Origin of the sequence: Sphingobacterium kitahiroshimense (genome assembly GCF_025961315.1) — a bacterium.
GTDB lineage: Bacteria > Bacteroidota > Bacteroidia > Sphingobacteriales > Sphingobacteriaceae > Sphingobacterium > Sphingobacterium anhuiense.
In genome coordinates this window covers 4,554,532-4,568,905 of sequence record NZ_JAOQNK010000001.1, presented here as the reverse complement: position 1 = coordinate 4,568,905, position 14,374 = coordinate 4,554,532, and the positions used below count along the sequence as shown (strand labels likewise).

Annotated in this window: 11 protein-coding genes; 9 read left to right on the top strand and 2 right to left on the bottom strand. The window is 31.9% G+C overall.

The window, feature by feature from the left end:
- The first annotated feature begins 96 nt into the window (after nucleotides 1–96).
- Nucleotides 97–930 carry a glycosyltransferase family 2 protein gene (locus M2265_RS19805; protein WP_132769071.1) on the top strand — a complete coding sequence of 278 codons (834 nt, stop codon included), beginning with the start codon at nucleotides 97–99 and terminating at the stop codon, nucleotides 928–930.
- 38 nt (nucleotides 931–968) lie between these two features.
- On the opposite strand, the gene M2265_RS19800 is transcribed toward M2265_RS19805, so the two are convergent.
- Nucleotides 969–1,967: a hypothetical protein gene (locus M2265_RS19800; RefSeq protein WP_132769072.1), complete on the bottom strand. Its 999-nt coding sequence runs from the start codon at nucleotides 1,965–1,967 to the stop codon at nucleotides 969–971.
- A gap of 232 nt (nucleotides 1,968–2,199) precedes the next feature.
- Between M2265_RS19800 and M2265_RS19795 the strand changes: the two genes are divergently transcribed.
- The 8 genes from M2265_RS19795 to M2265_RS19760 all read left to right on the top strand — a co-directional run bounded on the left by M2265_RS19795 (nucleotide 2,200) and on the right by M2265_RS19760 (nucleotide 12,696).
- A complete protein-coding gene (locus M2265_RS19795; protein WP_132769073.1) occupies nucleotides 2,200–4,227 on the top strand; it encodes a glycosyltransferase in 2,028 nt (675 codons plus the stop codon).
- Nucleotides 4,227–5,102: a hypothetical protein gene (locus tag M2265_RS19790; RefSeq protein WP_132769075.1), complete on the top strand. Its 876-nt coding sequence runs from the start codon at nucleotides 4,227–4,229 to the stop codon at nucleotides 5,100–5,102. The genes M2265_RS19795 and M2265_RS19790 overlap by 1 nt, the downstream gene beginning before the upstream one ends.
- An 88-nt stretch (nucleotides 5,103–5,190) precedes the next feature.
- The gene (locus tag M2265_RS19785) at nucleotides 5,191–6,213 is read left to right on the top strand and encodes a glycosyltransferase family 2 protein (RefSeq protein ID WP_132769077.1); all 1,023 of its coding nucleotides are present in this window, start codon (nucleotides 5,191–5,193) and stop codon (nucleotides 6,211–6,213) included.
- On the top strand, nucleotides 6,210–7,067 hold the full coding sequence (locus M2265_RS19780) for an alpha-1,2-fucosyltransferase (protein ID WP_132769079.1): 858 nt from the start codon (nucleotides 6,210–6,212) through the stop codon (nucleotides 7,065–7,067). The genes M2265_RS19785 and M2265_RS19780 overlap by 4 nt, the downstream gene beginning before the upstream one ends.
- Before the next feature lie 243 nt (nucleotides 7,068–7,310).
- On the top strand, nucleotides 7,311–7,796 hold the full coding sequence (locus M2265_RS19775; RefSeq protein WP_132769081.1) for a SixA phosphatase family protein: 486 nt from the start codon (nucleotides 7,311–7,313) through the stop codon (nucleotides 7,794–7,796).
- Between the two features lie 481 nt (nucleotides 7,797–8,277).
- Nucleotides 8,278–9,753, top strand: coding sequence for an MAC/perforin domain-containing protein (locus M2265_RS19770; RefSeq protein WP_132769083.1), 1,476 nt, complete (start codon nucleotides 8,278–8,280; stop codon nucleotides 9,751–9,753).
- A gap of 411 nt (nucleotides 9,754–10,164) precedes the next feature.
- Nucleotides 10,165–12,168 carry a thioredoxin domain-containing protein gene (locus tag M2265_RS19765; RefSeq protein ID WP_132769085.1) on the top strand — a complete coding sequence of 668 codons (2,004 nt, stop codon included), beginning with the start codon at nucleotides 10,165–10,167 and terminating at the stop codon, nucleotides 12,166–12,168.
- Between the two features lie 30 nt (nucleotides 12,169–12,198).
- On the top strand, nucleotides 12,199–12,696 hold the full coding sequence (locus M2265_RS19760; protein ID WP_021190473.1) for an FKBP-type peptidyl-prolyl cis-trans isomerase: 498 nt from the start codon (nucleotides 12,199–12,201) through the stop codon (nucleotides 12,694–12,696).
- 863 nt (nucleotides 12,697–13,559) lie between these two features.
- Here M2265_RS19760 and mnmD read toward each other — a convergent pair.
- A complete protein-coding gene (gene mnmD / locus M2265_RS19755; RefSeq protein ID WP_132769087.1) occupies nucleotides 13,560–14,225 on the bottom strand; it encodes a tRNA (5-methylaminomethyl-2-thiouridine)(34)-methyltransferase MnmD in 666 nt (221 codons plus the stop codon).
- Between the last annotated feature and the right edge of the window lie 149 nt (nucleotides 14,226–14,374).

Sequence of the window (14,374 nt, the reverse complement as noted above, 5' to 3'; positions counted from 1 at the left end):
TTGAAAATAGATTTTACATTAATTAACACTATTTTTGTAACATAAAGAAGACATACCTCGTTATATATATAAAAATGAGGTAATAATGCACATAGTATGGATATACGTATCAGTTTAATAATTTCAACCTATAATTGGCCTCAGGCTTTACACCTTTGTCTATCTAGTGCTTTAAATCTTTTAACGAAACCGTTTGAAATTATAATTGCAGATGATGGATCTAGTGCAGAAACAGAGGAAGTAATTCGTAATTTTATTGCCAAAAATAAGATTCAAATTAAACATGTCTGGCATGAAGACAATGGTTTTAGACTCTCCCAAATTCGCAATAAAGCAATTTCTAAAGCGGAAGGTAATTATATCGTGCAAATAGATGGAGATATTATCATGCACCCGCATTTTATAACAGATCATCTTTATCTCGCTAAGAAAAACCATTTTGTTACAGGTAGTCGCGCTTTAATTACTGAAGTAAACTCAAAAAAAATATTATCTTCATCTATAGTTCCTCCGGTTAAAGAACTAAATAAAATATCTACAGCATCTCTCAACAGAACTAGAAATCACTTTTTAATGCGTTTTCTATCTAGTCGTTATAAAGTAAGAGGTAAATACAGGTCATATACAAAAGGATGTAATATGGCCTTTTGGAAAGATGATTTTATTAAAGTGAACGGATACAATGAGAGAATTAGTGGCTGGGGAAGAGAAGATGAGGAATTAGTAATTCGTTTTTTAAAAATGAATCTTAGAAAACAGTTTATAAAATTCGGAGGAATCACTTACCATATCTGGCATCCTTTTGCTAGTCGAGATAAACTTTTAGAAAATGACATTATAATGCAAGAAACACTTAGCTCAAATTCTTTTTCATGTCAAATGGGTATCAGTCAATATTTACATGATCTAAGGTCAGTTGAGAATGCTTAAAAGCTAGGTATAGTAGGAATAAGTGATTTACAATCATGTTAATTTTCAAGTATATTTTTAATCCAATTATCAAAACTATACTTGGAAATTATTTCTTCGTCAATATCAAAATATGGAGATTTTATAAAGTCACTTATTGTACGGTTCTCTTCCCCCAGAATATAAATATTATCAGGATGATAAAAGTCATAACTTTTAACGTCAGAATTATTGGTTATTAGTTTCCTTCTATAACCAATTGCTTCAAAAATTCTAAACGATAGACCTGCATGTACCTTAGTCAAGAAATCTACTAAAATATGATGTTCTAATGTTAACTTAATAGTATCTTCATAACTTATAGGAGTTGTTATAAAAGATATACCTTCAAAACTATTATTATTTATGATTGTGTTATCATTAGTATATAGAATAAAATTTGGTATTCCTAAATTTTGAAGTATTAAGTTGGAGGTGGCCTGTATTTCGTCCCACCTGCATTTTATAAAACTCCCAACGAAAAAAAAAGTATTGAGTTTAGGACTAACCCTTTTATCATCAAGATGATTAAAATAAAAATTTGTGGTTTCTAAATAATTTCCTTGAATTAAATTAGCATCCTTCTTATCAAAGATATAAAAACGATCGAATAAATCTATTAAGTCTTTAATTGCAGGAAATCTATCTACCCCATCCCATTGATAGGCAATAGTTTTATTTGACTTCAATAAGATCTCTTTTATAACATTTCTTGGATAAATATCAGCCCGAATTAATAAGCAATAGTCAGCTTTACCATCTATATGTTTCAATTTATTTAATATGGAGGAGCCTAAGGATTCGAATCTTAATTTACTTTTATAACCCTTATCATTTAAGATTATCTTCCGAACAAGATTAATAAAACGATCCCATAAATTTTTATACTTAAAAAAATCGTTATCGTAGCTTATATCAATTACATCATAACCTAATTGTTCCAACCTATCAATAATAACCTTGTAAGTACTGAAAGTTCTAGGCATTCCCAGAATAAGCTTTTTTTTACGGATACTCATCACACCAATAATTCACTTTTTTAATCTAACCAAAAATAAACAATTTAATTTTGTTTCTTATTTACATTTTGAAGTATTACACATGATAACAGTATAAATTTCTAATCAAAATTAATATTTACATTAATTAACATTAATATTGTAACATAAAAAAGATACTGCTCGTTATGATATAATATATCATACGAGACTTTATATTTTAATCCAAAAATATTCAAGTAAAATAAACTTCATGGGACTTAAAAAAAGCGTAAAATACTGGATCAACAAACAATATTACATTAAAGAACTTAAAAAAGATCAAAGATTTACAACTGAAATTCCCTCAAAACCTGTTTTTAAAGAGATTGTTTTTCCTATTTATGATAAACCGATCGTCACCATTATTATTCCATACTATAATCAGCAGAACTACACCTGGGAATGTTTGAAATCAATTTTTCAAAACTTACCTGATATAAGTTTTGAAATTATTCTTGTTAATGATAATAGTAGTGAAAAATTCGATTTCTCTTTTATTAAAAATATACATATCGTAAATAATACTGAAAATATTGGTTTCTTAAATAGTGTCAACAAAGCTATCAACCTAGCAAATGGCGAGTATATCTATTTACTTAATAATGATACAATTGTTTCTAAGGGTTTTTTAGATGAATTATATTACGTATTTACAACATACGACAACGTTGGAGCAGTGGGATCAAAATTGTTAAATCAAGACGGTAGTTTACAGGAAGCGGGTTGTGTTTTCACGAAAGATTGCACCATCAGCCAAATTGTTAAGAAAGAACACTATTATCCGGAAGTAAACTATATATACCAAGTAGATTATTGCTCTGGGTGTAGTATTTTGTTTAAAAAGCATAAAGACAATAATGAACTTAATAGGTTTGATATACAGTTTGCTCCAGCTTATTTTGAAGAAACAGATCTTTGCTTCGATCTTAAATATCGTCAAGGAAAAGATATTTATTATACTCCTTTTTCACAAATTGTACATTTTAATGGAGTAAGTTACAATGCAAAAAAAGAAGAGACCCTGACAAAAAAACAAGAACTTTTTGCAAAAAATTTAAAGTTATTTAAACAAAAGTGGGGAATAGAAATAAATAAAATTCAAGCAGAAACTACTGATCAGAGATTAATAGAACTATGTGGAAACAAAAGTATAATTTTCTTTTATAACAAACTTCCCGCGTATGACAATAACTCAGGAGAATTAAGACTTACAGAAATTATAAAGGCATATAAAAACCTTAATTATCATGTTACATTGATCGCTCCAAAAAATCGAATTACTAATTCTTACTTAGAATATTTTCAGAAACTGGGTGTGTGTACTTTTTACGAATACTTGCCGAATAGAGATCTTATAAAATTTCTTAGAAAATTTTCAGAAAACACTGCAATTAGCTGGTTTTATACAGCAGATGTTTTCACTAAATACTATAAAAAGATTTCTAGTATTTTAAAACCAAAAATACTCATCTACGACATGGTAGACATTAGTCATCTACGTTTTCAAAGAGCAATGCAAAACAATGAGAAAAACAGCTCATTAAAAAAAGCATATAAAAATGCATTAAAAAATGAAACTATAGCGTCAAGAACCGCAGATGTAGTCATACCAATTTCTAAAGAGGAAGGTAAGTACATGGAAAAATTCTGTTCGAATGAAAAAATGGTCATTATTTCAAATATTCATTACCCAAAAGTAAATACCGAAAATATTCCCATATTTGACGACAGAAGTGGACTGCTCTTTATTGGTTCACATCACCATCCCAATATAGATTCGGTACAATTTATGATTGATGAGATTATGCCACTAGTTTGGCAAACACATCCAGAAATATTACTCAATATCGTTGGTGATGTAAATTTAAAAATTACCAGATCTCATCCAAAAGTTATTTTTCATGGGTATGTTCCAGATGTTACTTCACAATTCTTAAATAATAGAATTATGATCGCACCACTTCGCTACGGTGCGGGAGTAAAAGGTAAAATAGGACAAGCTTTTGAATACTACCTCCCTGTAGTCACAAGTAAAATTGGAGCTGAAGGGATGGAGCTTATTGACAACAAGAACGTCTTGCTAGCAGAAGATGCAAAAGAATTTGCTGAGAAGATTATTCAACTATATACAAATAAAAATCTATGGAAAAAATTACAAAGTAATTCTGAAGATAGTCTAAAACCATTTTCAAAAGACGAGTTATTTAATAAAATTAAAGAAATAGAAGGAAAATTTTAATGGACACAAGAATAAAAATAGGATATCTCTTATCGTATGACTATAGATATATAATAACTTCTCTTAAGGAGGTATATGAACATGCAGATATAATTGTGATTAGCTACGATAAAGATCTAAAGACATGGACTGGCAATCGTTTTGAACTACCAGAAGAAATATTTGTCGAAATTAAATTATTAGATGTCAACAATAAAATCCAATTTTATAGTGATAACTTCTATGTTCCAAACCATCCTCCATTAGAATCTGAAACGAGACAACGTAACATGTTAGCTAAATATCTTGGCACAGGAGGCTGGCATATACAAGTTGACAGTGATGAGTATCTTTATAATTTCTCAAAATTATCAACTTTTTTACGAAAAAATAATCATCTTTTAAAAAATCCTTCGAGAACGCCAATTACATTTAGAGTCAAATTAATTGTATTATTTAAGAAAACATCAGAAGGATTTTATGTTATTAATCCCTACAATGAGCTCTGTAATTTGATTACTAATAGTCCAAATTATTCAAAGGCACGTGCGACTTTTAATCAAAACGTGTATACCTTAGACTATTATGTCATTCATCAGTCTTGGGCAAGAGATTCCGTAGAAATTCAACAAAAAATAGGAAATTGGGGGCATGTTAATGATTTCGATACGAAGCTTTTTTATGAAAGTTGGAGTAATTTAAATTCAGAAAACTACAAGGAATACTTAGATTTTCATCCCTTACCAGACTGTAGTTGGTTAAAACTTGATTATATCAAAGCAAAAAATATCGATGAATTTATCTTGTCAATGAACCATACCGTTCCACAACCGACATTAAAGTTGCCGATCAGTTTATTTAAGAGAAGTAAACTTTACTTAAAAAGTTTGACATAAGAAATATCTTAATCTTTACAGATGGTTAAACAGATATTTGAGTCTATTTACAAAAATGAGATAACTAAAAATTATAGTTTAACTAAAAATGGAAAATAAAATTGAAGTAACCGTTTTAATGACAGCCTATAATGCTTCAAAGTACATTTCAGAATCAATAAAAAGTGTATTAAACCAAACTTTTAAAAACTTTGAACTCTTAATTATAAATGACGGTTCTACAGACAATACGAGTCTTATCGCACATTCATTTAATGATGAAAGGATCCGTATCATTGAAAATGATAGAAATAGAGGACTTATTTATAGTAGAAACATAGCATTAAAAGAAGCTAATGGTAACTATATTGCAATTTTGGATAGTGACGACCTCGCTCTTCCCAATCGTCTAATGACTCAATTTAAAGCCTTTCAAAATAATTCGGCATTAGCCGTTGTTGGAAGCAGGGCATTAATTATTAATGAGAAAGGCATACGTACTGGAGAAAAATTAGATGTTTTCTCTGAAATAAATAAAATTCGAGTGACCTTGTTTTTTGAAAATACTATAGTACATTCTTCAGCAATGATAAGGACCAAAGTATTTAGAGAGGTAAATGGGTATCAAGGAGACTCTTTAATAGAAGATTATGACCTTTTTTTTAGAATATCTACGCTATATCCAATTGAAAATCTTACAGAGTATCTTGTAGAATACCGGATACATGACACGAATATTTCTATAAAAAAACGTAAAGAACTTGATGAAGCACTTCTGAAATTAAAAAGAAAGCAACTCCTTGAACTCGGAGTTCAGTCAAATGATGAAGATATTCATATGATTTTGAATAATTTTAAAGATGCTACATTGACACTTGACAAGTGTTTTAAATTGCTTTGCACTTTAAAAAATAGTAACAATCAGTTTTTAATTTATGATAAAACTAGCTTCAATATAGCTCTTTTCGAAAGATGGTATAACTTAGTTTTACAAAAAGGTCATGTTAAATCGATACTTTTTTTATTTCGTTTACCTCTTTTTGAATGGCGAATTGTAACAGCTAAACAAATTCGAAAAACATTTAAAAGATCTTTAAAATCAATTTTGGCAACATCAAAGATTAAATCATGAAAATCGTCAAATTTCTAGGAGGGCTAGGAAATCAAATGTTTCAATATGCATTCTATCTGAACTTACAACAGCATTTTAAAACTGTAAAAGCAGATCTAAAAGATTTTGAGACCTACTCTTTACATAATGGTTTTGAATTGGAAGATATTTTTCCAATCAAGTTAGAAATGGCGACTTCTTCCCAACTCAACTTATACCAACCTTATATTAGAAAATGGATTTGGAGAAAATTAAAAAGGCTTAATGGTTCAAAAAATGCTTACCTTGAAGAAACTACCTTTTTTTCTTACCAACCCATTCTTTTCAAAGAAAATAAAAAACGATATTTTTGGGGCTACTGGCAACATATCAACTATATAAAACCCGTTGAAGATCAGTTAAGCAAAGATTTTCAATTTCCCCCAATAATAGAAAATAATAACATTAAGCTAGTGGAAAACCTTAAAAATCAAAATACGGTTTCTATTCATATCCGCAGAGGCGATTACCTTAATGAGCCATCATTTGTTGGAATATGTGATTTAGTCTACTACCAAAAAGCAATCAAATTTATGCAAGAAAATTTACAAGATCCTCTATTTGTATTTTTCTCGAATGATATAAAGTGGTGTAGAGATAATTTTAGTGGATTAAATACAAAATTTGTAGATTGGAATACAGGTAAAGATAGTTTTAGAGATATGCAACTCATGAGCTTATGCCAACACAATATAATCGCCAATAGTAGTTTTAGCTGGTGGGCTTCTTGGCTAAATAAAAATCCAAATAAAATAATAATAAGTCCAGAAAAATGGATTAACGATACTGATTTGAAAACTGATGGTTTAATTCTTCCAACTTTTGTGACATTTTAATATCCATATTATATTTTTAAATAGAATTTGAAATACAATTAAAGTAAAAACACCGATTATTAATAAGATATAATAAGGGACAGAAATTGGACAATTTCTTCCTTAAATGATTTCGCGATACAAATACCAATATTTTACAAAGAATTGTTAAAGCAAAACCACCATTAATTTAATGTTAAACTTTTAGATCTATTGAAATAAATGAATTGATTTTAGTTATATTTATATGGATAACTTCAGAATATGTCTAAAAATCTCTATATCGTCCGTCATGCCAAGGCTGAACAGTCATTTTCTAAGAAAGATTTTGACCGTATATTATTAGACAAAGGCATAGAAAGAGCACAACGTGTTTCTTATCAGCTGGCCCTACAGATGCAAGCGGATTCTGCTACGCTCTGTATCTCATCATCTGCAATCAGAGCATATCAAACCGCAGAAATATTTATTAAAGCAATTAAATACCCTCAAATCGCTTTAATTAAAGAAGATCAGCTGTATGAGGCCACTTATCTGGATATTCTAAAATTAATTAATCAGGTTCCACCTCACATACATACCCTGTTTATATTTGGTCACAACCCTGGTTTATCAGATTTTATTGAATATGTGAGTAATGAATCTGTCCCTTTATCAACATCGCAAGTTGTACAACTTGTTCTTGATGAAGGTTTTGATTTTAATAGTCTAACATCCAATACTGCTACGCTTTTAAATACCTTAGTATAATATTTGGCTTCACTTATAACGATCTTACGACAGACTTCCTCCACACGGGTACCAGTCTCAGACTGTTTCATTACAAAGGCTATTTGAAGTTCGGTGAATATGGATTAACTCATAATTTTTCTTCCTGTTAAAAATTATTATTTCAATCCCCAAGTCTCTATTTTTAAATATTCTAGATTTTTGTAATTAGGCAAAGTAACTTTCCATATTCTTAACCAGTAGCTCTTTAATATAATATTATAAAAAATAGAATCATTAGTGTAAAAAAATTAATTAAAAACTTTAGTAAATACAAAATTATAATAACTTTGTGAAATAAAAAAATTCCTTAAACATATATTAATTAAGCACAACCTAAAATCACGAGTAAAAAACATACAAAACCATAAAAAAACAACCTATTACCTTACTACACAACAATCGATTACAAAAGAAATTACTAACGGTTAACTTTAATAAGTTGACAAAATTATATCATAGAATGACAAAAAAAAGAAGAGGAGCTTGCATAATGTTAGCTTTCATTACTGTTCTAAGCAGCTGTAAAAAAAATGAAAAATTGGATAACTTAACCGACACAAACCTTAAAGCCAATACCCTAGCTTCTGGGGGCGATGGAAAGTGGGATCTATTGGGTTATGGTCTAGATGTTACTGGCGATTTATATGATGCTAACAGTATATCTGATGCTTCAATAATTGATGTGGAAAAATTTGCGAAAGACTATGTTAGTAGAGTAGATGTTAATAGAACAGGTTCCGGAAAAGACAATTATTATGGCGGAGTTTCAGCATTTGATTACTTAAAGGAGGTAAATAAATCGAAATCATTTGATGCAAATGGAAATGCAAAAATTAAAGGATCGAGTGATAAAGATTTAAATTTTACAGGAAGTATTAAAAAAAACAGCTCAGATTCTACTATAAAAACATACTCAAGTAAATACTCATATGCCACCTTTGAAGTTTATCGAATAGTGAAAAGGCTTTATTTTACGCAGGATGCCACACCGGAATTATTAATTAATTACCTAACTCCAGAATTTAAAAATAATATAGCAAATCAAAGCGCAGATGAATTGGTAAAAAGATATGGAACACATGTCATGCTAGATATCGGTATTGGTGGAAGTTTAATGGTGAATTATAGTGGCTTTAATGCTATTAATAGTGATTATGAAAAAAACACAAAAAATGTAAAAGTCGCCTTAGGTTTTAGCGTTCTAAACATGATGGGTTTAAATATATCTAAAGAATACTCCACTGAAGAAATAACCAAAATTACAAATGAAACGCGCGAAAAAGAATACTCTACGAAGTTCTACGGCGGAACTAATTCTGGTAAAAGTATATCTATTGATAAAGACGGCTACACTAGCGAAGCAGTAAATATTGCCAGTTGGGAACAAAGTATTAATGATACAAACGCGGCTTTAATTTCAGTCGAAAAAACAGTTTTTTTATATGATTTAATAACTAATCCATCAAAAAAGGCTTTAGTTAAAAGTGCCGTTGAAAAGTATATTAAGGCTAGTCAATTAACATTAGCACCAACAATAATCCATGAATTCTATAATACTAAAAATGGTAAACATGCTTATGCTTTAGATGCTAATATGCATCTAAGATGGCCTGGAAGCGGCTGGCAGCCAAACGCTCAACCATTCAAAGGTTTCCCTTATTCATATAATAATGCTGTGCCAGTGTATCAATTTATTAATGAAAAATATGATGATAGAATCTTAACAACCAACCGGAATTTCAATCTATCTGGCTATAAATATGATGGAATTACCTTTTATGGTTATTCTTCACAAATTTCAGGAACAGTACCGATCCATCAGTTTTCTTTCATAAATGGAAGCTCAGATCATTTTTATCATCCAAATGCTAATGCAGCAGCGCCACATCCAGGATGGAAAAGAGATGGAATCGCTTTTTGGGCATTTCCAAATTAAGCTTATTTCAAAAATTCTTTATAAAATAAAAATAGATGAGACCAGAAAAATTCTGGTCTCATCTATTTTTAAGTATACAATTTTTAAATTAAGGTCAAATCTTTTTTAACAAAAATTAGCCCGCCAATTATTTCGTTAAGTTAATTCATGTTGTAGAAGTTTGATTTAGAGCTATCGATTAAAGTTCGATTAACATTGCCAATAATACTTTTATATATAAGACTCTTCAGGATACCCGAGATTTATATTTGAAAACAAATATTGAATATGTCAGCAATGAATCTGTACCCCTATCAACATCGCAAGTTGTACACCTTGTTCTTGATGAAGGTTTTGATTTTAATAGCTTGACATCTAATACTGCCTCGCTTTTAAATACCATAGTATAATTCATTTTTGTATCTTCGGGTTATGGCAAATCAATTGCAATTTGAAAATTCTCCATATCTGAAACAACATGCGCACAATCCGGTTCACTGGATGCCATGGGGGGAAGAAGCATTAAAGAAAGCACAGGAAGAAAATAAATTGATCATCATCAGTATCGGCTACTCTGCCTGTCACTGGTGTCATGTGATGGAACGCGAAAGCTTTGAAAATGATGTGATCGCACAGACCATGAACAAGTTTTATGTTCCGATCAAAATAGACAGAGAAGAGCGTCCAGATATTGATCAGGTCTATATGACTGCAGTACAGTTGATGACAAATGCTGGTGGATGGCCATTAAACTGCATCTGTTTACCTGACGGTAGACCCATATACGGTGGTACTTATTTCAAAGCTCATGATTGGCAGAATATTTTAATTCAGATTGCCCGCATGTGGGAAGAACAACCTGCTGTAGCAATGGAATATGCTGACAAATTGACAAAAGGCATTCAACAGAGTGAGCGATTACCTATAAATGCAATACCGGAGCAATATAAGTTTGAAGATTTAGAAGATATTATAAAACCTTGGAAAGAATTATTTGATCCAAGGGACGGTGGTTATCATCGCAGTCCAAAATTTCCGCTTCCTAACAACTGGTTATTCTTATTGCGTTACGCGGTTTTGGCACAGGATACTGAAACACTAAGCCATGTTCATTTTACGCTCCAAAAAATTGCTTCTGGAGGTATCTATGACCACATAGGAGGCGGCTTTGCGCGCTATTCAGTCGATAGTGAATGGCATGTCCCACATTTTGAAAAAATGCTGTACGACAATGGCCAACTCATTTCCCTGTATGCAGAAGCTTATCAACAGCAACCCCATCCTTTATATAAACGTGTCGTTGAAGAGACAATTGCTTGGGCGCAACGCGAAATGTTAGCTCCGAACAATGGCTTTTATGCAGCTTTAGATGCCGATAGTGAAGGCGTCGAAGGAAAATTCTACACATTTGACATCACCGAAATTAAAACGGTGTTAGGTGAAGATGCTGATTTATTTATCGCTTATTACAACATTACTGTTGAAGGTAACTGGGAAGAAGAAAAAACTAATATATTGATTTGTGACATTGATGCTGATGAAATGGCTAAGGAAGCTGGCTACAATACAGAAGAATGGGAAATTTATCTACAGTCAATAAAGAAGAAACTATTTGACTACAGAAAAAATCGTATTCATCCTGGACTTGACCACAAACAATTAGCAACATGGAACGCGTTACTACTAAAGGGGCTGATTGATGCATACCGCATCTTTGATAAAAAGGAATACTTAGAGCTGGCTTTACTGAATGCTGAATTTCTGAAGAGTGAATTGATTGCCGGCGATTTCAGTATGTTACATCAGCCACAAGATTCAAATCGCAGTATCCCCGGTTTTTTAGATGATTACGCTTTTACGATCACTGCATTTACAGCACTTTACGAAGCTACTTTTGAAGAAAAATGGTTACAAATAGCAACCTCTTTAATCGATAAAACAATCGAATTATTTTACGATAGCAACGAAAAAACGTTTTACTACAGTGCATCGAGCGCAGAAAAATTAATTGCACGAAAAAGTGAAGTCATGGATAATGTCATTCCGTCATCTACATCAGCAATTTGTCATCAATTAAAAAAAATAGGACTACTGACTGATAATGAGGAGTATATAGCAATTTCAGATCAGTTATTTGCCAATGTATCCCCACAAATCAAGACATATGGTTCTGCATATTCAAATTGGGCAATATTATTGTTAGAAGAATTGTATGGTTGCAATGAGATTGCGCTAACTGGAGAAGATGCACATGCATTTCGTAAGGAGCTAGATCATTATTACATTCCGAATAAAATTGTATTGGGTGGAACAAAAAGCAGTCTGCCATTGTTATTAAATAGACAGGGTTTAAATTCAAAAGCATACCTTTGTCGAAATAAAACATGCAGTCTGCCACAGAATACAATTGCAGAACTTATAAAAATAATAGAATAATAACGGGGGATATCCCAAAAATCAAAACAAATGGCAATAGTAACTAATGACGTAGTAGCGTTAACTTACAAACTTCACACAATCGAAAACGGCGAAAAAGTATTCGTAGAAGAAACAACAACAGAAAATCCTTTAGACTTCTTGTATGGTGTAGGCATGATGCTTCCTAAATTTGAAGAAAACATCGCTGGCTTAAATGTTGGTGACACTACTGCATTTGAATTATCTGCAGAAGATGCTTATGGCGAAAAAGACGAGCGTGCTGTTGCCCAATTGCCAGCAGATATGTTTAAAGAAACTGGTTTACCTCCAGTAGGTGAAGTTATCCCTTTACAAGATAACCAAGGTAACCAATTCCGTGCAGTAGTTGTAGAAGTAACTCCAGAGGTTGTAGTTGCTGACTTAAACCACCCAATGGCTGGTAAATCCTTACATTTCGAAATCGAAATTTTAAATGTACGTCCTGCAACTGAAGAAGAGTTATCTCATGGTCACTCTCACGGTGTAGATGGTACTCAAGGTCACTAATTCTGACCAAAATATTTATAAGAGACGGATGTTGGTTCAAACCAGCATCCGTTTTTATTTTTAGTAATTATAACGTGTTGTCTAATTTCAGAAAGGAGCTAACAGTTCTGACTGTTGGTTAATAACTTCAGCGAGAAGAGAAAGGGCAATTTTTCATCGATTTCGCACTATGGCGGTCTCATTTCGTCGCCAGTATATGACATTTCCGCACGTGGCGGAATCGTATTGACCACTGTATGTTTCATTTTCCCACGTGGCAGAATCGTTTTGTCCTATGACTGCATCATTTCACAGGTTATAGAATTTTGTAGTAGGTTGCATGCATCATTTCCCCACGTGACAAAATCCTGTCGTCGCCTATCCCTGCCATTTCCTTACGTGGCAAACTCGTTTCGCCACCTGTCTGTTTCATTTACCCCTGTGGCGGAATCGTTTTTTCCTTTGTTGAAAGCCTTCCGCCATAATGCGAAACCACGCTCTTATTTTGCAATAACTCTAAAATGAAGCGTAACTCATAGCCTCCATAGCGTGTTCTCTAGTATAACTACCGCAAATACTACATATCCTTCTTATTCATTTCAAAGTAGTCTGACTCTTAATTGTCTCCAAACCATAAAATGGTCATGACAGTTACTTGGTCCATATTCTTGACTTGAAATGATCGAGACCCCAAGGACAAAATGAAAGAAGAATACGGAAAACATCTTCCTATCTGTGGCGTAACTGCACCGAATCGCCCAACTCACAAACCTATAACTTTTGAGCTTAAAAAACTTTAGCTAAATCCTATTTTTTAAGAATTGTCTTTATAATCATATTGTTGTAACTTTCATATTCACAACCTACTATTATGAATCATTGCCTTAAACCTTTGTCGCCCGTAACATCTCTCTCTTCCCTGGTGCTCCCGGTGCTTTTTCGATCGTAAATCCTAGTGCTTTCATGCTTCTTTTGAGATTGCCGGTAATAGCATAGGTAACAAATACACCTCCTGGTTTTACAAATTTTGCAACATGGGCCAAAGCCTCATCTGACCACATTTCGGGTTGATGAATAGCAGCAAAGGCATCAAAGTATACCAAATCAAAAGTTTTATCTGAACCAAAATCCATCAATAAGGTATGATCGATATATAAATTCGTATTTGAATCAATTTGCGTAGTTTCATTTAGAGCTTGTTTATATCCTGATATATAATTATTCCAGTTTTCTTCAGAAACGAATGCATCATAACCAATTTGCTGAATAACCTCCAGTGACAATGGATAGCCTTCTATACCTACATAATCTACCGAAATTTCTTTACCAGATGTATAAGCGAGCGTTTGCGTAAAGTTTAAGCCTGTTCCAAAACCTACTTCCAAAATAGTGATATCCTTTAAGGAGTGTTTCTGAATGTAATAATCAAGTCCTGTCTGAATAAAAACATGTTTACTTTCTTGAACTGCACCATGTTTGGAGTGGTAGCACTCTCCTATTTGTTCATTAAACAATGTTTTTGAACCATCTCCTGTTGTTACAAATTCCATTTCATGCATATATAACAAAAATAGAATAAAAAGAACTTAATTGCTATGGATATCCATATAATCAGTCTTTATATTTCATTGAGATTATTAAAAGTAAAAAAAATACCTCATAAAATTGTTTGTTCTTATCAAGAAAATTTAAAAACCTT

Coding starts and splice junctions, on each gene's coding strand:
- M2265_RS19805 (WP_132769071.1), top strand. CDS start 97: ATGGATATACGTATCAGTTTAATAATTTCAACCTATAATTGGCCTCAG.
- M2265_RS19800 (WP_132769072.1), bottom strand. CDS start 1,967: ATGAGTATCCGTAAAAAAAAGCTTATTCTGGGAATGCCTAGAACTTTC.
- M2265_RS19795 (WP_132769073.1), top strand. CDS start 2,200: ATGGGACTTAAAAAAAGCGTAAAATACTGGATCAACAAACAATATTAC.
- M2265_RS19790 (WP_132769075.1), top strand. CDS start 4,227: ATGGACACAAGAATAAAAATAGGATATCTCTTATCGTATGACTATAGA.
- M2265_RS19785 (WP_132769077.1), top strand. CDS start 5,191: ATGGAAAATAAAATTGAAGTAACCGTTTTAATGACAGCCTATAATGCT.
- M2265_RS19780 (WP_132769079.1), top strand. CDS start 6,210: ATGAAAATCGTCAAATTTCTAGGAGGGCTAGGAAATCAAATGTTTCAA.
- M2265_RS19775 (WP_132769081.1), top strand. CDS start 7,311: ATGTCTAAAAATCTCTATATCGTCCGTCATGCCAAGGCTGAACAGTCA.
- M2265_RS19770 (WP_132769083.1), top strand. CDS start 8,278: ATGACAAAAAAAAGAAGAGGAGCTTGCATAATGTTAGCTTTCATTACT.
- M2265_RS19765 (WP_132769085.1), top strand. CDS start 10,165: ATGGCAAATCAATTGCAATTTGAAAATTCTCCATATCTGAAACAACAT.
- M2265_RS19760 (WP_021190473.1), top strand. CDS start 12,199: ATGGCAATAGTAACTAATGACGTAGTAGCGTTAACTTACAAACTTCAC.
- mnmD (WP_132769087.1), bottom strand. CDS start 14,225: ATGGAATTTGTAACAACAGGAGATGGTTCAAAAACATTGTTTAATGAA.